The organism is Marinobacterium zhoushanense (assembly GCF_014641945.1).
GTDB classification, from domain to species: Bacteria; Pseudomonadota; Gammaproteobacteria; order Pseudomonadales; family Balneatricaceae; genus Marinobacterium_D; species Marinobacterium_D zhoushanense.
Window position 1 is genome coordinate 269,422 of sequence record NZ_BMIJ01000004.1, and the last position, 24,172, is coordinate 293,593.

18 protein-coding genes are annotated in these 24,172 nt (G+C 57.4%); 6 read left to right on the top strand and 12 right to left on the bottom strand.

Going from position 1 to position 24,172, the window contains the following annotated elements; all coding sequences use genetic code 11:
* Nucleotides 1-44: 44 nt before the first annotated feature.
* The gene (locus IEX40_RS10955; RefSeq protein WP_188748159.1) at nt 45-266 is read right to left on the bottom strand and encodes a hypothetical protein; all 222 of its coding nucleotides are present in this window, start codon (nt 264-266) and stop codon (nt 45-47) included.
* Nucleotides 263-2,800 carry an EAL domain-containing protein gene (locus IEX40_RS10960; protein WP_188748161.1) on the bottom strand — a complete coding sequence of 846 codons (2,538 nt, stop codon included), beginning with the start codon at nt 2,798-2,800 and terminating at the stop codon, nt 263-265. Before IEX40_RS10960 ends, IEX40_RS10955 begins: the two co-directional genes overlap by 4 nt.
* 199 nt (nt 2,801-2,999) lie before the next feature.
* On the opposite strand from IEX40_RS10960, the gene ptsP reads away from it, so the two are divergent.
* The 4 genes from ptsP (at nt 3,000) to IEX40_RS10980 (ending at nt 9,764) form a co-directional block, all read left to right on the top strand.
* Entirely contained in the window at nt 3,000-5,294 is a 2,295-nt protein-coding gene (ptsP, locus tag IEX40_RS10965; protein WP_188748163.1) for a phosphoenolpyruvate--protein phosphotransferase, read from the top strand.
* Between the two features lie 267 nt (nt 5,295-5,561).
* On the top strand, nt 5,562-6,599 hold the full coding sequence (gene gshB, locus IEX40_RS10970) for a glutathione synthase (RefSeq protein ID WP_188748165.1): 1,038 nt from the start codon (nt 5,562-5,564) through the stop codon (nt 6,597-6,599).
* Complete coding sequence (locus IEX40_RS10975) at nt 6,583-8,565, top strand: flavohemoglobin expression-modulating QEGLA motif protein (protein WP_188748166.1); 1,983 nt, start codon at nt 6,583-6,585, stop codon at nt 8,563-8,565. The genes gshB and IEX40_RS10975 overlap by 17 nt, the downstream gene beginning before the upstream one ends.
* 401 nt (nt 8,566-8,966) lie before the next feature.
* On the top strand, nt 8,967-9,764 hold the full coding sequence (locus IEX40_RS10980; protein WP_188748167.1) for a response regulator: 798 nt from the start codon (nt 8,967-8,969) through the stop codon (nt 9,762-9,764).
* A gap of 59 nt (nt 9,765-9,823) precedes the next feature.
* Here the strand turns inward: IEX40_RS10980 and IEX40_RS10985 are convergent, their stop codons facing one another.
* The 7 genes from IEX40_RS10985 to IEX40_RS11015 form a co-directional block, all read right to left on the bottom strand.
* Entirely contained in the window at nt 9,824-11,623 is a 1,800-nt protein-coding gene (locus tag IEX40_RS10985) for a methyl-accepting chemotaxis protein (RefSeq protein WP_188748168.1), read from the bottom strand.
* 154 nt (nt 11,624-11,777) lie between these two features.
* Nucleotides 11,778-12,476, bottom strand: coding sequence for a M48 family metallopeptidase (locus IEX40_RS10990; protein WP_188748169.1), 699 nt, complete (start codon nt 12,474-12,476; stop codon nt 11,778-11,780).
* A complete protein-coding gene (locus IEX40_RS10995; protein WP_188748170.1) occupies nt 12,477-14,480 on the bottom strand; it encodes a transglutaminase TgpA family protein in 2,004 nt (667 codons plus the stop codon).
* 5 nt (nt 14,481-14,485) lie between these two features.
* The gene (locus IEX40_RS11000; protein ID WP_188748171.1) at nt 14,486-15,463 is read right to left on the bottom strand and encodes a DUF58 domain-containing protein; all 978 of its coding nucleotides are present in this window, start codon (nt 15,461-15,463) and stop codon (nt 14,486-14,488) included.
* Nucleotides 15,450-16,382 carry an AAA family ATPase gene (locus IEX40_RS11005; protein WP_229680711.1) on the bottom strand — a complete coding sequence of 311 codons (933 nt, stop codon included), beginning with the start codon at nt 16,380-16,382 and terminating at the stop codon, nt 15,450-15,452. The genes IEX40_RS11000 and IEX40_RS11005 overlap by 14 nt, the downstream gene beginning before the upstream one ends.
* Before the next feature lie 54 nt (nt 16,383-16,436).
* Complete coding sequence (locus IEX40_RS11010) at nt 16,437-17,411, bottom strand: NAD(P)/FAD-dependent oxidoreductase (RefSeq protein ID WP_188748172.1); 975 nt, start codon at nt 17,409-17,411, stop codon at nt 16,437-16,439.
* Nucleotides 17,408-17,950, bottom strand: coding sequence for a glutathione peroxidase (locus IEX40_RS11015; protein WP_188748173.1), 543 nt, complete (start codon nt 17,948-17,950; stop codon nt 17,408-17,410). Before IEX40_RS11015 ends, IEX40_RS11010 begins: the two co-directional genes overlap by 4 nt.
* A 356-nt stretch (nt 17,951-18,306) precedes the next feature.
* Between IEX40_RS11015 and IEX40_RS11020 the strand changes: the two genes are divergently transcribed.
* A complete protein-coding gene (locus IEX40_RS11020; protein WP_188748174.1) occupies nt 18,307-18,789 on the top strand; it encodes an FKBP-type peptidyl-prolyl cis-trans isomerase in 483 nt (160 codons plus the stop codon).
* Nucleotides 18,790-18,912: 123 nt separating this feature from the next.
* Here IEX40_RS11020 and IEX40_RS11025 read toward each other — a convergent pair whose 3' ends face one another.
* A complete protein-coding gene (locus IEX40_RS11025) occupies nt 18,913-20,130 on the bottom strand; it encodes an ammonium transporter (protein WP_188748175.1) in 1,218 nt (405 codons plus the stop codon).
* A gap of 250 nt (nt 20,131-20,380) precedes the next feature.
* A complete protein-coding gene (gene rlmKL / locus IEX40_RS11030; protein ID WP_188748177.1) occupies nt 20,381-22,513 on the bottom strand; it encodes a bifunctional 23S rRNA (guanine(2069)-N(7))-methyltransferase RlmK/23S rRNA (guanine(2445)-N(2))-methyltransferase RlmL in 2,133 nt (710 codons plus the stop codon).
* Nucleotides 22,514-22,825: 312 nt separating this feature from the next.
* Here rlmKL and rmf point away from each other — a divergent pair, with 312 nt between their 5' ends.
* On the top strand, nt 22,826-23,032 hold the full coding sequence (gene rmf / locus IEX40_RS11035) for a ribosome modulation factor (protein WP_188748179.1): 207 nt from the start codon (nt 22,826-22,828) through the stop codon (nt 23,030-23,032).
* A 75-nt stretch (nt 23,033-23,107) separates the two neighbouring features.
* On the opposite strand, the gene IEX40_RS11040 is transcribed toward rmf, so the two are convergent.
* Nucleotides 23,108-24,142: a quinone-dependent dihydroorotate dehydrogenase gene (locus IEX40_RS11040; RefSeq protein WP_188748181.1), complete on the bottom strand. Its 1,035-nt coding sequence runs from the start codon at nt 24,140-24,142 to the stop codon at nt 23,108-23,110.
* Between the last annotated feature and the right edge of the window lie 30 nt (nt 24,143-24,172).

A 24,172-nucleotide genomic window follows, 5' to 3' on the forward strand; every position in this document is an offset into this window, starting at 1 on the left:
CACTGGAAATTACAGTGTGTCACTAGACCTGCCTGAGCTGGGGATCACCCCTCCTTCTCCGCCACCTCAACCAGAACCTCCTCCACCGGCCTGGGATGAAACTCGCCAAAGCCGCCCTCTATCGTCCAGAGCTCAAGCCCCTGCTCGACACGCACAACCCTGTCGAAACGCTTGCGAAGATAGGGCACAGCTTCCTCAAGAGTGTCGATATCACACAGCATGACACCGCCTCGCCCATTCTCGGTCGTAAAGAGATAGCTCTTCATTCACTCCCCCCGCTCAAAAAAGAGATGGCCGAATACTGTTCGCACCACTCCACAAACGCCTCTGCACTCTTCGGTCGGCAGATCAGATACCCCTGCGCCTGATCACACCCGAGTTCTCGCAGCAAACCAAGCTGCTCAGGCGTTTCAACCCCCTCTGCGACTACGCTGAGTCCCAGCGCCTGACTCATGGCGATAATCGCTTTAACCAGCTGGCGATCACGCTCCGACTCGGTAATGCTATTGATGAAGCTACGATCGATTTTAAGATGATCCAGCGACATGGTGCGGATATAGCTCAAACTTGAGAAGCCCGTACCGAAGTCGTCGATAGACACCCCCACTCCGCGCTCGCGCAGCGCCAGCAGCGTTTCAGCTGTCTGTTCCGCATTATCCATGAAGCTGGTTTCCGTCAACTCGATACTCAGCCAGCGGCTATCCAGGCCGCTTCGAGCCAACTCAGATTCAATACGCTGCAAAATCGAACCATTCTGGAACTGGCGCGCCGAGATATTGATTGCAACCGGCACGGCACACCCCTGCCCCAACCACTGCTGCACTTGTGCCACCGCCTCTTGCAGAACCCAATCACCGATATCGTTGATCAGCCCCGTATCCTCTGCCAACGGGATAAAGAGATCCGGCGGAACCGTGCCCAACTCGACGTTATGCCAACGAATCAACGCTTCGACACCCACCACCTCGCCGGTGGTCAGACGGATCTTGGGCTGATACACCAGAGAGAACTCACTCTTCTCCAAGGCCCGGTGCAACTGAGCTGCGATCATATAGCGGGAGCGGCGCTTCTGATGCAGCTCCTGCGAAAAGAAGCTGTACTTGTTCTGCCCAAGCTCCTTGGACTGATGTAGAGCCGCTTCCGCCGAGCTGAGCAGTTCACCCGCGCTGTCTCCATCCAGAGGATACACAGCAGCCCCGATACTGGCGGTAATACGCACCTCCGTGGCATTCACCAACACCGGCATCGAGATTATTCTGGACAGATGTTCAATCCGTGTGTGCAGATTGTCTTCGGTGATTTCGGTCAGGATCAGATTGAATTCATCACCGCCAGGCCGCCCGGCGGTATCTCCGGCGCCCAGCGCCCCATCGATTCGATCGGCGATGGTTTTAAGAACCTCATCGCCACACTGCTGACCGAAGCGCTCGTTGATCCGTTTGAACATGTCCAGGTCAATCGCAAGCACTGCGATACTGCTTACATTGTCCCTGGCATAGCGCGTGGCCATCTCCAAACGGTCCTGGAACAGACGCCTGTTCGCCAGCCGGGTCAGATCATCGAACAACGCCATCTGCTGTATGCGTGCTTCCGAACGCTTTACTTCGGTCAGATCATGGAAAATCGCCGCATATTGGGTGACGCGCCCCTCGGCATCCGTAATCGCCGTAATGCTCAGCCACTCAGGATACACATCGCCGCGTTTCGTACGGTTCCAGATCTCTCCTTGCCACTCGCCATGCTGACGTAGCGCGCTCCACATACGGTCATAGAAGACGCGATCATGGCGGCCGGAGCTGAGAACCTTGGGGTTCTTGCCAATTACCTCATGCGCTTCATACCCCGTGATCGCGGTAAATGCTGGATTGACGCTTTGAATTGCGCCAGCCGCATCGGTGACCACGACGCCCTCCATCGACGCATTGATCACCCGCTCAATCAAGCGAAGATTCTGAATCGACTGCTCCAGCGCCTCGCTATTGGTCAGCAGCATTTGACGCAAGCGCGACACGTAGTCCCGCTCGACGCTGCGCAAAATATCGGTATAGGACAGCAGCCGTGTAATCCGCCCTTGTTCATCCTCGAGACCAAGGTGGCGGAAGCCATGACGACGGAAGATTTTGCGGGCCACGTAAAGACTGGTATCGGCCGCAACCGAGACCAGTTCGGACAGTGTGAAATCTCGCAGCGGCCGACTTAACGAGTCTCCCGACGCCAGAATACGGATCACGTCGGATTCGGTCAGAATATAGTGAATATCGCCATTTCGGATCAGCACAGCACTTTGGTTGTGGCTGCGCAACAGCGCGATCGCCTCACGCATCTGGGCAGACGCATCCAGCATCAGGGCACTGGCTGGCGCGATATCGGACACACTGCGCAGAAACAGATCGTGTTCGATCCCCTGGCTGTTAACGATATCGCTCTCGCTGGCGATACCGATCAGCTTTCCCCTGGTGTCGACCACAATGGCGTGCTTTAGTTGCTGTCCTAACAGCTCGACGCCTACCTCATCGACACTGGTTTCAGCGCCCACAATCAGAAGCTGAGTCGACATGACATCGGCAACGGGCAATTCGCGCCCCTGTGGGCCCGCTTTGATACAACAGCTCATCGCCTCACGGGTTGTCAGCATGCCGACTGGAGTTCCATCGTCGCAAATCAGCACAGAACCGATATGGTGGCCGGACATGAGCTGCAGCGCGTACTCAAGGGTATCGCCCGGATCGCAGCAGACCACGTCAGTTTGACATATACGCGCTACCGCCATGCCGTGGTTCATCAGTACTTCAGTGTTCATGCCGGGTGAAACGCTGTCCGTCGTTTAGAGTTGAAAATATGGCAGCATTGTAACAGCTGAGGGTAATTGCGGTAAGGATAAATCCCCGCTCGGCAGCCGACTGTAAAATTCAACCAACATCTTGTCTTGCTGACGATTTTCCTCAATTAAATACTGTATGATCTAACGATAGGGAAACGCGCGTTCGGAGTTAACACACATGCCTCATCCTCTCGCTACACTGACGGCGCTGGTCGAACAGATCGCCCGTACTCAAGACCCAGCCGCCATCATGGAAACGATCGTGCAGCGTCTTAGTGAACTGCTGGAGGTCGAAGTATGCAGCATCTATCTATGCACGCCCGAGCGGGATGCCCTGATACTTGCTTCTACGCAGGGCCTTTCCGATGCAGCCGTCGGCAAGGTGAGCCTGGCCATGAACGAGGGTTTGGTAGGTCATATCGCCGCCACATTGAGCGCCGTAAACCTTGCCGATGCACCATCGGACGATCGTTTTGTCTACATCCCCGAGACCCATGAGAAGCCCTATCATCGTTTCCTCGGCGTCCCCCTGTTGCATCTGCGCAAACTGGTCGGCGTATTGGTGATACAGGGCCATCAGCGCGAACCTTTCAGCGACGAGGATGAAGCGTTTCTGATCACCGTGGCGTCGCAGCTCGGCAGCACACTCTACCAGCTGCATCGGGACGGCAAGTGGATGTCCAACCTTCAGGATGTCTCTCCTTTTCGCCGCTATACCGGTATCAAAGGTGCCCCCGGAGTAGGCCAGGGGCGTCTGTGGCTGATCCACCCTCACCTGTCACTCGCCGACGTCAAGGAGGCGATGACCAGTAACCCTGCGCAACAGAAAAGCGATTTTGCCGACGCCCTCGAAGCCGTGCGCAAAGAGCTCGAGTCGGGTTCCGGCAAATTAGGCCAGCACCTGCCGGCAGACGTTCGCGCACTGTTCCACGTCTACGAGCTGATGCTGCAAAGCCCGGAACTCAGTGAGGGTGTATTGCGACTGATCAACGGAGGCGCGTCTGCAGACTGGGCACTGAAGCAGACCATCGATGAGATGGCCTCGATGTTCGAGCAGTCCAGCGATCCTTATATGCAGGCGCGCAGCGAAGATATACGCAATATAGGACAGCGGATCCTGAACCAGATCCTCGAACGTGACCAGCAGGTTCTCGAGGCCCCGGATGAAGAGCTGATTCTTGCTGGCGATCTGATCAGCATCGCCGACCTGGCGAGTTTTCCGCAGCAGCGTATCCGAGGCCTGCTTTGCACCGCCGGCTCCACGCTATCGCACACCGCAATCGTGGCCAACGCCTTGGGTATACCTGCGGTCATGGGCGTCGAGGGCCTCGAGCCAGAACACTATCGTGGCGCAAGGGTAATCATCGACGGCAACCGTGCCGAATGCGTGGTCAACCCGCCCCAGGCGTTGATGAACGAATATAAGCGCATGATCGATCAGGAGCAGCGCTTCATGCGCGATCTGGATCGATTACGCGACATGCCGGCGGAAACCCTGGACGGTATGCGCGTTAAACTGCTGACCAACACCGGTCTGCTCGCTGACGCCACTCCGGGGCTTCAGCGTGGTGCGGAAGGGGTCGGCCTGTACCGTTCGGAAATCCCGTTCATGATCCACGACAGCTTCCCGACGGAGCAGGAGCAATACCGCCTCTACAGCAAAGTGCTGAAGGCCTATGCGCCGCGTCCGGTTTCAATGCGCACGCTGGATATCGGCGGGGACAAACAACTGCCCTATTTTGAGATCAATGAAAGCAACCCCTATTTAGGCTGGCGGGGTATTCGCTTCACGCTCGACAACACTCAGCTGCTGGTCAGCCAGATCCGCGCCATGCTGCGTGCCCATGCTGAACATGGCAACCTCAAACTGCTGGTGCCGATGATCAGCCGTGTCGATGAGATCAAGACCGTCCGTGAACTGGTGGAGAAAGCGGCCGAAGCACTTAAACGTGATGGAATCGAGGTCGGCATACCGGAGATCGGGATGATGATCGAGGTGCCCTCAGCAATGTTGCTGCTGCCCAAGCTGGCTCCCTATATCGACTTCGTATCAGTGGGCTCCAACGATCTTACGCAGTACCTGCTGGCGGTGGACCGCAACAACCCCAGGGTATCGAACCTATTCGACAACATGCATCCGGCGATGCTGGTTGCGCTCGAGCATATCCTCGGCCAGTGTCGTCAACTTAATCTGCCGGTATCCCTGTGTGGCGAGATGGCGTCGGATCCCGTCGCCGTGCTGATGCTGGTAGCCTTGGGTTACGACTGCCTTAGCCTTAGCGCCTACAATATCCCGAAGATCAAACTGCTGATCCGCTCGCTACATCACGCCGATCTGCTTCCGCTGCTGGAACAGGCACGCCACTGCTCCGACGAAACACAGATAAGGGCACTGTTTTCACCGGTACTCGAGCGCCTGGGCTGGTCATCCGATCATCGCCAGCCACCGGAGCAAAGCAAACCGCAGCCTTAATCTCCCTTCCGGGCGGCCTACTGCCGCCCACCCCCTTTAAAATTCATCACAACGAAGAAAAACAGGAAAAATTTTCACTTAAAAAACTCATTTTTTGCTTGCTGCAAACGCGCTTCTGCCGTCCAATTGCGCCGCTCTCCTGCTGCCGTTACCAGCCTGCGCAGCGCACACTCAATATCGTGTAATACTAAAATCGATCACATAATTCTGCGCTCGACGATCCGATAGCTCCCGTCTCGGATGATTGCGCGTTGACAGGATAATGGTATGAAAATCTGCTTTCTGATGTATCCCTGGGAACAGGTAAAACCCGATACCGACAGCACACTGCGCATGGTGCATGAAGCGGTTCAGCGCGGCCATACCGTGGCGATCACCTCACCGGCGAGTTTGACTATTCGAGAAAGCGTGGCCAGCGCCTTCTGCAATGTGTTCGCTAAAAAAAGCCGCGTAACGGATAATTTTTCCAGTTTTTACCGCAATGCGGAGTTTCGCCGCAGCCGCCTGCCCCTGGCCGGATTCGATGTCATTATTGTGCGACTCAATCCGCCGCTGGATACGATCATCCTCAATTTCCTCGACTCGGTGCAGGACGATGTCTTCATCATGAACGACATCAACGGCATGCGCATTGCCAACAACAAGCTCTATACGGCTGCTTTCACCGGCCCCGCCGCCAAATACATGCCGACAACCCATGTCTCGAAGAACCGCGACTATCTTGAGAAAGTGCTGCAGGAGTCGCCGGGGGATCGCATGATCCTGAAGCCACTCAACGGTTTCGGCGGCAAGGGCGTTATCGTGGTCGAAAAGAGCGCCCGACAGAGCTTCCGTTCGCTACTCGATTTCTATGTCGGCTCGGGTAGCAGCAGCAACTATGTCATCCTGCAGGAGTTTGTCGAAGGCGCCGAGAATGGCGACGTCCGCATTCTGATGCTCAACGGCGAGCCGATCGGGGCGATGCGCCGAATCCCGGATGAGAACGATGTGCGTTCGAACGTTCACGCCGGCGGACGCGTGGTCAAGCACACGCTGACCCGTGAAGATAAGGAACTCTGCCGCGCAATCGGCCCCAAGCTGGTTCGCGACGGCCTGTACTTTACCGGGCTGGATGTGATTAACGGCAAGTTGATAGAGGTGAACGTTATGGCACCTGGCGGTATTGTCCGTATCAACAAGTTGAATCGTGTGCGCTTACAGCGTCAGGTACTGGACTTCGTCGAGAACGTGGTGGAAGCCAAAGCGCTTGTCGAGCGACAGAAGAACGCCTTCCGCCAGGCGATAGACGATGCAAACACTCTCTGAAGCCCGTTTACTCGAGCTGATCAGTCAGCGCCGCCCCGTGCATGCACGGATACGCGGCGCCGGCCTGCGGATCCGCATCGATCATTATCTGCCGGTGGTGGCCTGCGTCCTGCACGCCGGCACCACTCTCCCAGATGACTATGGCGAGCGTCTTGCCGTTAACGACGAACAGCGTCAGGCACTGGAGGAGCGCGGCTGCGAGCACCTTGCCGAGCTGATGCCGATCTCCATCATCCAGGAGGAGTCGCGGCTGGCCTGTGACCTGAACCAGCCGCTCAGTCACTGCTTACCTGAACATAGCGACGCCGGCGCCATCTGGCAGCGCCTCCCCACCAAACGGATGCGCGAACGAGCCGAGCGCAGTTATCGCCGTTTCTACCGTATCCTCGACGCCCTGATCGATATCCTGGAGAGCAAGGGCGACGCCTGCCTGGTGGTGGATCTGCACAGCCATACCCTGAGCAACCACTCGACAAGCCTGTTCCATATACCGACGGAGACCGGCGTACATGATGGAAAACAGCCACTCATCGAAGCGCTGTTAAAGCAGCTGGCGCGTGTAAAGCTGCCTCAGCTAACCACCAGCGTCAGCAGTGGGCCCGACAACGTGGAGAGCCACCAGCTCGCCAACGATATCGAAAGACGGCACGCCAACACCCGTGTGCTCAGTCTGGTAATTTCACCGATCTTTCGCGAGCCGAAAAGTGGTGCCGTATACCCCATACTGACGGAAGCACTGGCCAGCGCACTGCATGAGGCGCTGCTCAATACCGCCGCTCACCATGCCCATCAGCACTCCGGACGACCGGTAAACGTGCATGACCTGCTGCCTGACCGCCTGCCGTCGGAGGTGCTGAAGATCGACCGGGCGTTGAAAAAGCTTGCCCGCGGCCTGGAAACCCTGCTGTACATCAACCCGATCAACCTGAGTGCGGAACAGAGGCGCTTCCAACGCAGTAACGGACGTTATGCACCCGAATTCCGCTATCGCCCGTTGCGGATCGACCCTTTTGCACATCGGGAGAAACTCTACCGTTTGCCGGTGGATACGATTCGCGATCCTGCCCTGCGCCAGCTTTATCGCGAAGCGATCGATGCCCTGGCTCAGCGTATCGACCTACTGGTCAGCATCGGCAGCGAGCGCTTCCTGTACAACTCGTTACGCTACTACGGTGAGCCTGACGACATTGATCTGGCCAACGCCCGCTTCCTGCTGCACGCCGCCGAGCGCCAACAGGAACAACAGCAGAAAAGCTGCAGTGCCGAGCAGATGCTGGAGTTTTTCAGCCGCCGTGCCCGGGAGTGGGGCCTGCACTGTCGCACGGAACTCTCAGACCGAATACTCGCCGCCGCCATGGTATCAAGCGGGCGCAACGCACTACTGGTGAGACGCGACGCACGGGTAACGGAGTCAGAGATGCAGGCGCTGGCTCACCATGAGCTCGGCATCCACATGGTGACAACGTTAAACGCCCGCCGCCAACCTCTGCAGATATTCAGTCTCGGCCTCCCCGGTAACACCCATGCGCAGGAGGGGCTGGCCATACTGAGCGAATACCTCTGCGGCCACCTGACTCTCGGCCGTTTGAAAACGCTGGCGTTAAGGGTGATCGCCGTACACCAGATGCTCCACCATAACGACCTGCGCCGCACCTGGCGTACGCTAACGGAGGACTATGGCTGCAGCCCGGATGAGGCGTTCAGCATCAGCGCCCGCGTGCATCGTGGCGGTGGTTTTACCAAGGACCATCTCTATCTCAGCGGCTTTCGCGAAGCGTTGCGACTGTACCAGCAAGGTGATATTTCGGCGCTGCTGATCGGCAAAACCGGATTCAGCTACCTTCCACTGCTGCAGGAACTGCTGGCCCGAGGCTTGCTCCAGCCGCCCGAGTATCAGGCCCCTGCACTGACTGCGCCAGTGGAGAGCCACCCAGAGATAGACTACCTGGTGCGCAGCATCCGTTAGGCACGCAACTGAACACGCCAACAAAGAGAAAGGTCGCCAAGGCGACCTTTATAATGCATTTCACGTTGAACTTGGGAAGGGATACATAACATATCAAGCTGGCACACACTGGACCGGTGCCAGATCCATCAACGCCCACTGACAGTGGTGCTCCGGCACACCCAATCTGGAGCGGACTATCAGTTGACTGCAACCAAGATGAACGCCAGCTGAACGGAATACCGAACCGGTTCCGGCTCAAGCGCCGTGCGTCATCCCTTCAATCCGATTTAGTTAAAGCACTGTTTTACCGGCCTGCAATTTTAGCAGCAGGGTCAACAGCCTCAACAAGCGTGCTAGAATGGCAACAAAGCTGCGCCAGGGTGCGGCATGGCTACGAATCTGCAGAAGAACGATCAAGTATGAACATCGACGATCTACTGGTACAGGTTATCGAACCATCCAGGGTGCAACGCCATATCATCATCGAAAGCCTGCGCCAGCTGGGGATCCACGATATCGAGGATTTTGAGTCTGCCGAACCGGCTTTGGAGCGCATGCAGTCGGTCAAGCCCGATATCGTCATGTCGTCCATGCACCTACCCGACATGACCGGCACCGAGCTGGTGTCAAAGATGCGCGAAAGCCCCGATCTGTCTGAGATCACCTTTCTGCTGGTATCGACCGAAACGCACTACCGTTATCTCGAGCCCATACGTCAGGCGGGCGCTATCGCAATACTTCCCAAACCTTTCAGTCGAAACGATCTAATGCGTGCGCTGCAGAGCACCATGCACTATATCAACGACCGGCAGCACGAAGAGGACGACGACCTGTTCGACGATATGCGGGTGTTGCTGGTGGATGACAGCGCCCTGTCGCGCAAGTTCGTGCATCAGGTACTGACCGCCGCCGGCATACAGAACATCGTTGAAGCTCAGGATGGTGCAGAGGCATTACAGTGCTTGGCTGAACAGTCCTTCGACCTGGTCATATCGGACTACAACATGCCCAACATCGACGGTTTGGAGCTGGTGGATCATATCCGCAACCACAGCACTCAGCCAACCGTACCGGTGATGATGATCACCTCAGAGCAGAACAGCAGCCGGCTGGCCGCGATCCAAAGCGCCGGCGTTTCGGCACTGTGCAGCAAGCCTCTGTCCTACGATATGGTCAAGCAGCTCATCCAGCAGCTGGTGGCCGACCGCGACCTGTAAAACGCAACAGCCACCCGAGGGTGGCTGTTGCTGTTGCTTTCAGCAGTGTTTAAAGCTGGCTATTTGCCCTCATCGAGCAATCGCTGGGGATCAAAACCCATGATCAGTGCGCCCCAGTGCTGGCCGTTCAGATAGAGCGGGATCGACAGATCGTTCAACACCTCACCGGTATCACGGATGAAGGTCTGCATCAGGAAGGGCGCCGTGTGGCTTGCACGGCGTTTCTCGGCGCGGTTGCCGGCAAAAATACGCTTGTTTCGGCACTGCACATTATCGACCTCGAAGTTTCCGGAGATCGGCTTCGATACCTTGGTATGATGCGCCGGGGCGTAGCCGTTGCGATCAACAGCGATGGCATAGATGAAATCCGGTCGCTGCTGTATAAAACTGTCGAACAGCGGACGCAGCATCTGCTCGTAGGCCTGGGTATAACCCACTTCAAACTGTTCCGGGCTGCGCCCCTCATTGATTCGGCGATAGTTATGATCGAACAGATTCAGGCCCCGGGACTGCAACTGCTCGAGCGCCGCCGTCGTTTGCTGCGCCCACTTACGACCGGTCAGAATCATATCTTCGAAGCCGCCGAAGCCGATGATAAAGCGCGACAACAGCTCCTGCGTTTCCTCGGTAGAGAGTTCAAGGCGTTCGGAATAGGACAGCGACTGCTCCATCTCGGTCTTGATACCCGCCGAAAGCTCGGTGATCTGAGCAACGTGGCTATGCGACTCTTTATTGGTATAAGAGAGTTCATCGATCGCCGCACTGATACCCGCCAACTGGGAGTTCACCTCCTCGAAATCATGCACCAGGCGCTGGAACTGTTCGCTGGTATCACCGATAAACTTCTCGGTACTTTCAATACCGTCAAGAATCTCGCGCGCGGCCTCTCTGGTATTGCCCACCAGCTTTGCCATCTGGCCGATATTGGTATCGATTTCGGTGGTCGCCTCGCTTACCTTCTGCGACAGGTTACGTACCTCGTCAGCCACCACCGAGAACCCGCGCCCCGCATCGCCAGCACGCGCCGCCTCAATGGAGGCATTCAGTGCCAACAGGTTGGTCTGCTCGGAGAAATCCTGCACCATCGACAGGATACGGGTGATGTTTTCGGAGTTTTGCCCCAGTGATGTCACTGTTTCCTGGAAGTTTCCGGCCAGTTGGCGGATAGAGCCGATCTGCTCGAGTACGGTATGCAGCTCCTGATTTGAGGACCTTACCTCCTCCATATTGGTGCTGTTCTGCTCGTTGATCCTCAGCGTTGTACCGGCGATCTCATCGATCGCCTGGGTCGCTTCACTGCTGGACTGGAACACCAGTTGCGCCTGCTCCTCCTGAGTATGCGCAGAGCCCTGTGCCTCTATCACCACCTTTTGCAGCCGCTTGGCACTGACCGAGACGTTGACCGAACGGCGACGGGTTTCAGCGATAATCCGCTTCAGGTTTTCCGAGAATTCGTTGTAGGCCCGCGCCATTTCCGATATCTCGTCGTAGGTGTAATCGGGAAGAGTGGCCGAAATATCGCCATCCTTCTCACTGATCGCCTTCAGCACTGCGGTAATTTCGCGTATCGGGCGCAGGAACAGGTGGCGCATGAAGAAGATGGTGCCGATGCCGGCGAGCACTGCAAAGCTGATCGTCGCCAGTGCGTAGAACCAGAAATTATCGAGGGATCCACTCAGACTCGCCAACTGTTCCGGATCGATCCCTGCCTTACCCAGCGCCTCCCTGATCTTGCCCGCATAGACAGTCCCCAGTATCACCAGCGCTACGTGCGGCAGCAACAGGAACAGGACATTGCCTACGATCTTTTTGGTCAGAGAGTTGAACAGTGCTCTTTCTATCGCCGTATATAAGCCCATTGCCTTCTCGATCTCTTACGCCAGATGGCTGACCATCGGCAGATGATTTTTCTAGTTATAGTAGCGTCGTTTTTCGAGGACACTCCTTATCCTATTACGCCAGTGAGATGGTCGCGCCTAAGGTGTGCTAACCACAACCCTCCAAAAGTCTAATTCACCACATCAAATAGGGGTACGCGGTTGAAAGAGCGCTCCTGTATTGACGATAGTCAGGACAATGACGGGCCACCAGCGCCCAGAACCCTCGTCCGTGGTTCATTTCGGCGAGATGGCAGAGTTCATGAATCAGTACGTAATCTCGTTGCTCCGGCGGCAGATGCAGCAGCCGCCAGTTCAATGCAATCTCGCCACGCGCATTGCACTGCCCCCATTTGCGACGGTAATCACGAATCTGTACCGAACTCGGCGTCAAACCGCACTGCTCGCCAAGCTCGCCGCAGCGCGCTACAAGACGCTGCCCGGCCCGCTTAACCATCCACTGCTTGAGCAAGTCACGGGCGGCGTCAGTCTCATCCCGTCTGACCCGGCTGGACAGGGTTAGCTGCAGATGCCTATCCGCAATTGCCACTTCGGAGGTAGCACCTCGGCACCAGCCCAGAGTGTACGCCAGCCCTTCCAGTGCAATACGCCCGCCCTGCTCAATCACGACGGCATGGCGCTCAAGCGCCTGAGTCTGGGTTTCCAGTCTCGGCACAATCCAGTCGGCTTTACTGCGTACCCAGCTCTCGACCCACCCAGCGTCGGCAAGGGCCGGTACTCTCACCTCGACACGCCCCATATCCACCATCAGCGATGCGGTGCGACGGCGGCGACTACGCACCACTTGATAGCTGAATGGCAACTCTGCCGCCATCTATTTACCCCTATCCTCAGCATCGACGCGGCGCACAGTACGCAACGCGCGATAACAATCATTTATAGCGGCCAGCAGGTCGCGTCTTTGAGTACTCTTGCCGGCATAGCGAACAGCCTCGTCCTGGCGCGCCAGCGACTCCATACCGGCGCTCAACTCCGGATACTCCGTCACCACCCGTATGGCATACCTTTGCAAGGTTTCGTCGGTCCGCCGCGGAATGCCCAAACGCTCAAGCCGCGATATCAAACGCTGTAAGGCTCGGTCAATAGGGTCCTTGGGCTTGGCGCGGCGCCCCTTGAGCTGCATCCAGGCCATGACCAGCATGACCGAGGCGAACGGGAGCAATAGCGCAAACACCATTTTCAGCATACTGACCTGTCCCATCAACCCTGCCAGTAGCTCCATCTGCTGACCCTGATAGTTCAGCACCCAGCGATGCCAGTTGAAGTTCAACGCCTCTATCTGTCGGCGCAGATCGACAAGCCAGCCACTACCACCAAACCGCCAGCGCGCCAGGGGCGTATCGGCGAGAAACGCCGGATCCCCGGCGAACACCCGATCGGCGGTTTCTACGATACGCTCGGGCGATACCGCTGCAGTTGGATCAATACGCACCCATCCCCTATTTTCTATCCAGTATTCGACCCAGGCATGCGCCTCGTATTGACGGACCGTGATATAGCGCTCGTAGGGGTTCCACTCCCCGCCCTGATAACCACCCACGACCCGTGCCGGTACACCGATGCTACGCAGCAGAAACGCCAACGCTCCGGCATAATGCCCGCAGAAGCCCTGCTGGGTATCGAACAGAAATCGATCGATCGGCTCCTGCCCCAGTGGCGGCGGGGTCAGTGTATAGGTGAAAGAACGGCTGAACTGCCTCAACACGATAGCGACAAATCGCTCCGGGTTCTGATCTGCCTCCTGCCACCACTGTTCTGCAACTTCTCGACTGCGCTGATTTCCCTCGTTGGGCAGTTGCAGGTAGGCCGAGCGTTCCCGCTCCGACAATATCGGCTGCAACCGATACTCAAGCGCCGACCTCAAGCGGTAGTGCAGCCGCCTATCCACGCTGCGTACCGAATATAGCGTCTGTCCGGGGCCGAAACGCATCCCCTGGGGCGCCGACAAGGGCTGATCCAGCGCTACCAACCAGTTGCGATTGGAGGGTTCATAGACCACCTCATAGCTGAGCGACCTGCGTATCTGAGCCAATGTTTCCGCCCCTAGGTACCGGTGCTCATAGTCGCCTGGAACTCTCCAGCTACGACCGTCAAACTCACTGTAGATCAGCGAGCGCCAGTAACGCTGGGCGGGGCCCGGTACCTCACCGTCGAATCTGACCCTGAACGCCAACTCTGCCGATTTCGTCAGCTGCGAGATGTCACCCGGGGCCAGGGTATCGGAAAGCCCGGACAGTGCACGCTGCTGATTCATGGATACCGACCAGAGCGGCCCGATCCTCGGGAACAGGATGAACAAAACCAACATCAGCGGCAATGAGAGCGATACCAGGCGCAACGAACGCTTTAGCGGCCGGATCAGATCGGTCCGCAGAGGGTCCTGATAGATACTATTCAGGGCGGCGACCACCAGCACAACATTGAGCAGGGCGTAGAGTGCCATGGCGATACTCTGGTGGTACAGGAACGCGGTGGCGCAGACGAAAAGGGCTACGTAGAGCAGCACCAGCGCATCGCGACGATGGTAGATCTCGACCATCTTCAGCGCCAACCCCGCCACCAGCAGTGCCACGGTTGCATCCATGCCGGTTTCGCGACTGAAGCTGAGCAGCAAGCCAGCCGCCACGACCAGGATCAACAGCAGCTTCACTGACCAGTGTGGCAACGGCCAACGCCCGGTATGAATCATCAAGCGGACCGCCGGGGTAGCAAGGCAGAGCCCTATCAGCCAAAACGGCAGCCAGGCCAGATGAGGGATCACAACGCCCGCAAATGCGATCAACTGCCATATCACAGCAGCGCGGCTGATCTGTCGCATGACCTCTACGCCCCCTGTCCGAACAGCGCCAACTCTCGCATGACCCGCAGTCGGTGGGCCTCTCCCGAAGCCGGTGCCAAGCTCACACCCGGTATACGCACGCCGTAGGGCTGCTCACGCTGAGTCAACTCCAGCGCCCAGTAACAGATCCCCGACAGACGCTCCTCCTCGCTCACAGCAGGCCAACGATCCCAGTCCAGCCACACCTCGTCGCTCGCCGCCCCCGCATACTGCTTGACGTGCAACCCCTGACCTCGTGCGTACACCTTCCAGGCCACCTGATGCAGGGAGACACCGTTTTCATAGCGCGAAAAACCATTAAAATCCTCGAACCCCTGCGCCCTTGTCCGTCTCGACTCCATTGCACCATCCCCACCACCACTTTCGGGCGCCCGGCAGGGTAAGGGTTTGGGATAGACCAGCGCTCTGAGTCCGGTATCGAGCCACGTCCACGCCCGGAATAATCCGAGTGGAAAATGGGTCTCCAGCTTCAGCGGTCCGGGGTATAGCCAGCCTCGTCTCGGTGCGGCGCAGGCGAGTTCGATTTGCGCCACCCGCTGATCGGTCAGATCCAGTGTTAGCGGAGTGCCCTGCTCCCAGCTCAGCACCAACTGCTCATGATCCCGCCCCTTGGCCGCCCTGAGTTCAACGGTAAAACCGGCATGCTCTCCGGCATAACAGGCGTGTCCGCGCAGCGCGGTCACTTCCAGCCCGGCCAGATTTGCATAGGTTTGAATGATCGAGAGGATGAACAGGCTGACCAAGAGAAATGTCAGACCGTAGGCCAGGTTACTCTCGTAGTTGATCGCCAGAAGCAGCAGCATCAGCAGCAGGAATATAAAGCCGACGCCTGCCGCCGTGGGCAGAATATAGATGCGATTCTGCGTCAATCTCACCGTTCTGCGGCGCGGGAAGCGCCTCAGGCTCCAGTTACGCAACAGGCGCGAGAGTCGACCTATGCCGAAAACCTCAGCCCAGGACATCGACCTGCGCCAGCAACTCGTTAACCAACCGGGTACCGGCATGGCTGCCGATATCTTCGGCAGTCCGTATACGGTGTCCTATCACCGGTTCGAGCACCTGTTGAATATCCTCGGGAACCAGGTGCGCACGCCCCTCCAGCCAAGCCCAGGTGCGCGCGCAACGCAGCAGCGCCAGCGCGCCGCGCGGTGAGACACCATAACTGAACAGCTCCGAATCCCGGGTAAATTGCACCAGCCGTTGCAGGTAGTCGATTACACTGCTCGAGGCATGAATAGTGGCACAACGCTGCTGTACCTCGACCAGCTCATTCGGTGTCAAACAGCGCGGCAGTGTACTTAATTCGGAACGGGTATCCCCGCCAAGCAGAAGCTTACGCTCCACTTCCGGTGCCGGATAGCCGAGCGATATCCGCATCAGAAAGCGGTCAAGCTGGGACTCAGGTAACGGGAAGGTACCGTACTGGGTGGCAGGATTCTGCGTGGCAATGACGAAAAATGGCTTGGGTAGCCGATAGGTATGGCCATCAACCGTTACCTGCCCCTCCTCCATCGCCTCCAGCAATGCACTCTGCGTCTTAGGCGTGGTGCGGTTGATCTCATCGGCAAGCAGCAACTGACAAAAAACGGGACCGGCGTGAAAGCGGAACTCACCGCTAGCCGGTTCGAAGACCGATACACCGATAATATCGGCCGGCAACATGTCCGAGGTGAACTGAACTCGATGATCCTCAAGACCGAGTACCCGGGCAAGGCCGTGAGCCAGCGTGGTTTTTCCCATCCCCGGCAGATCTTCAATTAATAGATGGCCCTGCGAAAGCATGCAGGTCAGTGCCAGTCGCAACTGCTGGCGTTTGCCCAGCAGCACGCGCTCCAGCGCGTTCAGCGCATCCTCTACCGCATTCAATAGTGGGTCCGACAAGCTAACTCCTTGTGTTGGCCAAATCCCTGCGCCACATTGGCGTAAATTCGGTTTTCAGGCAACCTTTGATCGCGATGCCAGAATCCTGGCCACCAGTTCGTTGGCGCTACACCAAGCCCCTTCGACATCACCGCCACACAGCCAATCACCGCAGGCACCGATACCGCTCTGCTCATCCCATAACGCCACGTCCCGGTTTTGGCCAGGCTCCGCTCGGGCATAGAGCCAACGGTGCACCCTCTGCTCCAGGAGGGCAGGTGTCTCACCAACCACCCTGTCGAAAGCCCGCCGCAAGTCGGTGGCCACCAGGGACGGTTCCTGGTTTACATTCGCTTGACTCCAGGCTTCCGTGGCCTGGATTACCCAATTCTCGCCCTGACGCTGGGGTTTGCTGCTGTCGCGCACCAGTTTGCCAATGACCGGGTGACCGCCCTCCAACCAGTCGATTTCGGACAGCCGAGCCGGACGGGATGCAAGCGATACCAGCAGAGTCCAGACCGGAACCACCGCCACCTGCTCCGCCTGCTGGCGAAATCTATGGATAGCATCCAACAGTTTCGTCGCCTGAGGTGCTGGAGCTGCTACGACAGCAGCATCGAAATGACCTAGCGCCTCACCGGCGTTATCACGCAGCAGGACCCCTTCACGATCGGGCCAGACCACGCTGACAGTGGTTGCCGTGCGTAACTCAACCCCATCCGCCAGGTGTCGCGTCAGACTGCTGGACCTGGGTACGCCTACCCAACCCGATCGATCGGCACGCTTTTCGAACGCCAGCGTACTGCAGCGCGGACGCCAGGGCTGCGCGCCACTGGCGATCAGCCAACGCTCAAATTCGGGCGCAGTCGCCTCGACCATGGCACAGCCAAGGTCCACACTGGTATCGCCCAGTGGAGCCGAGGCCAAACGTCCTCCGGTTCCCCTGCTTTTCTCGAATACCGTTACCGCATACCCTTCCGCTTTCAATAATTGTGCGGCACGCATACCCGCTATACCGCTACCGATTATTGCGACATTTTTTATTCTCATTGCAAACTCCCTCTCTCCGCTTCCAAGGGCTCAGCCAAGGCCGCCTCTATATCCTTTAACAATCGATTACTATCCGGTGACGTCATACTTGAATAGGTTTCGACAACCTCTCCGTCACGTCCGATCAGATACTTATAGAAGTTCCATTTCGGCCGGGTGCCGCTGACGTCGACCAGATGGCGCCAGAACGGGTCGATATCCTCCCCGCGCACATGTGTCTTGCCGAACATCGGGAACTCGACCCCGTAGGTGGTTCTGCAGAACTCTTGTATCTGCTCCTCCGTTCCCGGCTCCTGCCCGCCGAAATCGTTGGAGGGAAAGCCAAGCACCGCGAAACCGCGCTCACGGTAGCGAGCATACAGGGTCTCCAAGCCATCATACTGTTTGGTGAACGCGCAGCGGCTGGCGGTATTGACGATCAACAGCACCTGCCCCGCATATTGCTCGCAGAGCTTTATCTCCGACTTACCGGCCAGAGTCCGTACAGTGAAATCCAGCGCCGGCGGACAGCCGGCCACCGCCGATTGCGAGCCCAACATCAGCACTACTCCTGTTACTAACCAGCCAACAACTCTGCCCATCCCCTTTTGCCAGCGCATCAAGTCGCCCCTTACACCGTTATATCTATAACTGACATTATGCGGCCCAAGGGGTTTCATTTTGATGCGTGCGGTGAAACGATTTGCGACACCCCGACAGGCTGTTCAAGTCATCTAGGTTGCACAGTACATCTGAGCTGGTTAGCATTGCGCCTGAACCCTTTATGGGAGCACTGCACAACCACTCAGTCATCCCCCGCGTGAAATGTCTCCCGCCGGTTAGCCCCGGTTTCACGGCATCGCTCCAGCAGGTTGTCTGTGCGGTCACGCACCTCCTAAACAGCAGGAGAAACAAGATGCAGATTGCAGCGAACGCCGTTGTATCTATCCATTACCGTCTGACCAACACCGCTGGCGAACAACTGGACAGCTCGGAAGGTCAGGAGCCGCTGGCATACCTGCACGGCGCCGGCAACATCATCCCGGGTCTTGAAAATGCGCTCGCAGGCAAGATCGTCGGCGACAAGCTGAGCGTAACCGTGGAGCCGGAAGAAGCCTACGGTCCGGTGAAAGAGGAGCTGGTACAGGATGTGGATCGTGCGAACTTCGAAGGCATCGATGTAATCGAGCCCGGGATGCAGTTCATGGCACAAACCCCCTGGGGTCAGCAGCCAGTCACCGTGGTCAGCGTGGAGGAGGACGTCGTCACTCTGGATGGCAACCACCCGCTCGCCGGCCAGACACTGAGCTTCGATGTGGAGGTCGTCGAAGTCCGCGCGGCAACCGAAGAGGAGCTGTCCCACGGCCATGTTCACGGCCCCGGCGGTCATCACCACTAAGCACCGCAATAGACAATAAAAAAGCCCGTTCAGGCGAAACTGAACGGGCTTTTTTGTCAGCGGACCTAGGCTATGCCCGCGGGCATATGGGCGTCAGGCGCGGCCATTTACCCGGTGTAGGGATTAGCTCTGCCGATCGTCCGAAGTCGCCTCGATACGGTGGATACTGAGGTCGGCACCGTTGAACTCCTCCTCCTCAGTCAGGCGAAGTCCGGTGAACAGCTTCACGCCGCCGTAAACCAGCAGCGCACCGCCAACGGCCACCAGAACACCCACCAGAGAACCGAGCAGCTGGGAGATCAGACTGACGCCACCGAGGCCACCGAACGCCTCTCCGCCGAAGATCCCGGCAGCAACACCGCCCCACACACCACATAGACCATGCAGCGGCCAAACACCGAGCACGTCGTCGATCTTCCAGCGATTCTGCACCAGCGTGAATACCCAGACGAACAGCGCCCCTGCCACACCACCGATCACCAACGCACCGATGGGGTGAACCAGATCGGAGCCGGCACAGATCGCCACCAGCCCCGCCAGCGGGCCGTTATGGATAAAGCCCGGGTCGTTACGGCCCAGGATAGTCGCCACCACGATTCCGCCAACCATCGCCATCAAGCTGTTGACCGCCACCAGACCGGAGATCCCGTCCAGGGTCTGGGCAGACATCACGTTGAATCCGAACCAGCCGATACAGAGTATCCAGGCCCCCAGCGCCAGGAACGGGATGTTGGATGGCGGGAAGGCAACCAACTTATCACCGCGGTAGCGGCCACGACGTATGCCAAGCAGCACTACCGCCACCAGCGCGATCCAGCCACCAACGGCGTGTACAACGACAGAGCCGGCAAAATCATGGAATGGCGCGCCATACTCAGCTTCGAGCCACGACTGAAATCCGTAGTTGCCATTCCAGATCATCCCTTCGAAGAACGGGTAGATCAATGCCACCGACAGCGCCGAGCAGCACAGCAGCGGCCAAAAGCGTGCGCGCTCCGCTATACCACCGGAGACGATTGCCGGGATGGCGGCGGCAAAGGTCATCAAAAAGAAGAATTTGACCAGATCGTAGCCATTCTGTTGTGCAAGCGTGGCGGCGTCGTCAAAGAAGGTGACACCATATGCAACCCAGTAACCGACAAAAAAGTACGCCAGCGCGGAGAAGCCGAAATCGGTCATGATCTTGACCAGAGCGTTGACCTGGTTTTTGTGCCTGACCGTTCCCACTTCCAGAAACGCAAAGCCTGCATGCATGGCAAACACCATGATCGCCCCCATCAGGACAAACAGGGTATTAGCGCTCTGCATCAGGGTTTCCACTGCACTATTTATTGTTTCCACGGTTTCTCCTGCCTCAATAAAGTGCACAAATATCGTGCAAAATAGAAAGCCAAACGCACCATAGATGCGCATCTATTTTCTGATTTATATTGCCGAAGCGGGTGAAACAGTCCAGTTTTACAGTTTTTTGATCATAAAACGTCCAAAAAACAGTAAAAACGCACTATAGAGGGACACTCCAAAAGATCGGCGCACCAAATTAAGCAATTTCTATGCCGCAAATTGGTGCGCCCGAAGCATTAAATCAGGTTCAAGAGCGGTGGCGGATCTCAAAGACCGTATGAATACGGGCATTGCGTTTGAAGTCGGGATCCAGCGTTTTAGCCGTTATATCGCGAATATCAAACGCGGACAGCGCTTCGTAGTCGAGGCTGAAGCGGCGGTAGTTGTTGGAGAAGATCAGCAATCCGTCGGGACGCAGCAGCTGCATCGCATCGCTGATCAAACGCACGTGGTCGCGCTGCACATCCAGCACTTCGCGCATCCTTTTGGAGTTGGAGAAGGTGGGTGGGTCCATGAAGATCAAATCGTAGCGCTGGCGGTGAGGCTTGGCCAACCACTTGAAACAGTCCTCCTGCACCAGCAGATGCTTCGACGGATCAGCGCCGTTGAGATCCAGATTACGCCGCGCCCACTCCAGATAGGTCGCGGACATATCCACGCTGGTGGAGTTGCGTGCACCACCCACGACAGCATGACAGGTGGCCGATGCGGTGTAACAAAAAAGGTTAAGCACCTCCTTGCCGGCGGCAAGCTGCTGAATCATCCGTCGTACCGGGCGGTGATCGAGAAACAGCCCGGAGTCCAGATAGTCGTGCAGGTTAACCCTGAGCTGCACGCCATGCTCAACCACCGTATAAAAGTGGCCGGTTTCGTTGTGCCTTGTGTACTGGTCGCTACCCTGCTGGCGCTTGCGCTGCTTGAGCACCACCTGCTCCGGGGTCAGCTCGAATACCTGCTGCACCACCCGCACCACCTCCTGCACCCGGTCGAACGCCTTGACCCGATCGACACTGGCCGGCGGTGCATACTCCTGGATCATGACCAATGGATCGTAGTAATCCACGGCCACCGCGTACTCGGGAATATCGGCATCGTAGACGCGAAAACAGCTGATGCCCTCGCGCTTGCGCCAGCGCATAAGCTGCTTCAGGTTTTTACGCAACCGGTTGTCGAACATCTGCGCCTGCGACGAGAGCGGCTGTTCAGCAGCACCTCCCTCAGCCTGCTCTTTTTCATGCACCTGAAACAGCAGCAACTGACTGGGGATCGCGCCGTTGAACATCCGGTACTGTTTGTCCGCGCGCAGCTTCATCACCTTGCACAAATCGGGATTGCCGGTAAACACCGCTACCCGCCAACCCGCGAAGTGTTTGCGTAACAGCTGGCCGAACAGCTGGTAGAGAAACATCAGCTCGGACTCTTCGCCCAATCGCTCACCGTAGGGCGGATTGGTAACCACGAGACCCGCGCCGGGTGCATCCGGTCGCTTCAGCCTTGCAAGTTCTCCGTGCTGCAGGGTCAACAGATGTTCGACCCCAGCCTGGCGCGCATTCTGGCTGGCACGGGCCAGTACCTGCGCATCGGCATCGTAGCCTATAAATCGCACATCACAGCGCTCCAGCCCCCGTGCACGGCGTTGCTCCGCGTCATCGACCTGCTTCTGCCACAACGACGCCTGGTGACCCAACCAGTAAGAGAAACCGAATTGACGCCGAAACAGCCCGGGGGCAATATCCGCCGCCATCAACGCCGCTTCGATCAGCAGGGTGCCCGAACCGCACATAGGATCGAGCACCAGGGTCAGCTGCTCCTGCGCCTCCGGCCAGCCGGATCGCATCAACACTGCGGCGGCCAGGTTCTCCTTCATCGGCGCCGCCCCAGCCTGGCGACGATAGCCGCGACGATGCAGGCTCTCACCGGAAAGATCCACAGCCAGGCTTACCTGCCCCTTTGCCAGATGGGCATTCACCCGCAGGTCGGGCTGGACGCGCTCGACCGTCGGGCGCTTCCCTGTGGCATCGCGGATCTGATCGACAATTGCGTCCTTAACCTTCAAGGCACCGAAATGGGTGTTATTGATCGCCTCGCTCTTGCCGCTGAAATCAACACAGAACGTACCAGTCGAGCGCAGATGTTCCAACCAGTCGACACTCTGCACCAGCTGATACAGCTGTTCAGCCGATGCGGCCTCGCCTTCTGCGATCTGCAGCAATACCCGGTTGGCCAGTCGAGACCACAGGCAGACCGTATAGGCAAGTTCCAGATCACCGTCGAAATAGACCCCAGCCACGGTCTGCTTGGTACTGCCAGCTCCGAGCGACTGAAGCTCCTGCTCCAGGAGCTGCTCTATTCCCTTCGGACAGGTAACGAAAAATTTCATGGCAGTTATTTGGCTCCCGCTCGACATTGATTCAGCTCAAGATGTTCCCAGGCCGGAGGTGAAAAATTTTCACGGCCCCTTTTTCTGTTGCAATAGAATTACAAGCTTATGAAATAGCTAGTTTTTTTGCAGTAGCGTCGTGCAAATTACTATCACCATCCAAAGTTATATAGTTTTTTTAAATTACGCCCCGAAACCAAAATTCGATATGAATGGAGACTGAATCGATCGAAATGATCCTTTCAAGGCGTCAGGCGCCGCGAAAAGAGTCACGGCGTTTTTTCGAAGAATAGAACAATGCGAGGCGCACTTATGAAAAAACAGAAACGAGATCGTACCTCAACTCTGTTCAACCGTGGATTCCAGGCCGGTCTCTGTGGCAAGTCCCAGAGTGAATGCCCTGTCCAGGCAATGGAACTGAGAAGTCACTGGATGAGCGGTTGGCGTGAAGGACGAGAGGCACACTGGAGTGGAATGTCCGGCGTTTCTGCAATTCAGGCTAATCCGTCATTACATTAACCTATTGATCTATATCTTCCTACGGGGGCTATTCACCCGCCAGCATTACCCGGCAAGTTTTAGCCCCGATGCTGCTCAGCGCTTGGCGCTGTGCAGCATCGAAATCTCCTCAAGCGCTTCTCTGATCAGCCTCGGCCCACGGTAGATGAAACCGGTGTAGATCTGCACCAGGCTCGCGCCCGCCTCCAGCTTCTCAGCCGCATCGAACCCTTCACAGATTCCGCCGACACCGATGATCGGCAGTGCACCACCTAACTCGGCCGCCAGGGTACGGATCGCCACATTGGCGCGACTACGCACCGGTTCACCACTAAGACCGCCCGCCTCCTGCGACAGGGGCGAGTCCTCAATCCCCTCGCGTGACAGCGTTGTGTTGGTGGCAATCACACCGTCCATCTCGTAGTTCTTCAGTGATCCGGCGACCAGCGCCAGTTCCTGCGCGTCCATATCCGGCGCAATCTTGACCGCAATCGGTACGTAGCGACCGTAGATACGGGCTAAACGTGCCTGCTCCGTTTTCAGCGCATCGAGCAGACTGTTCAATGACTCGCCAAACTGCAGCGTACGCAGTCCCGGGGTATTGGGCGAGGAAACATTCACGGTGACGTAGCTGGCGCGGTCATACACCTTGCGTAGACAGAGCAGATAGTCGTCGTTGGCCTTGCTGTTGGGAGTGTCCTTGTTCTTGCCGATATTGATACCGAGCACACCCTTGTAGCGACTACGCTCCAAATTGACCAGCAACTGATCGACGCCATCATTATTAAAGCCCATGCGGTTGATGATGGCGCGATGCTCCGGGATACGGAACAGACGCGGTGTCGGATTACCGGGTTGAGGCCGGGGAGTCACCGTACCCACCTCGATAAAACCGAACCCCAGCGCCGCAAGGCCGTCGACCGCTGAACCGTTTTTGTCCAGACCCGCCGCCAAGCCAACCGGATTAGGGAAGCGTATCCCCATCACCTCGACCGGCATCGACAGATCATGAGATTTGATCATCCGATCAAGTCCCAACGAGGCACCCATGGACAGGCTGGCAAGCGCGACATTATGCGCGACCTCGGGGTCGAGTCTGAACATTAGCGTGCGAGCAAGGTCGTACAGCATGTTTCCTCTTCAGGCGCTGAAAATGTGATT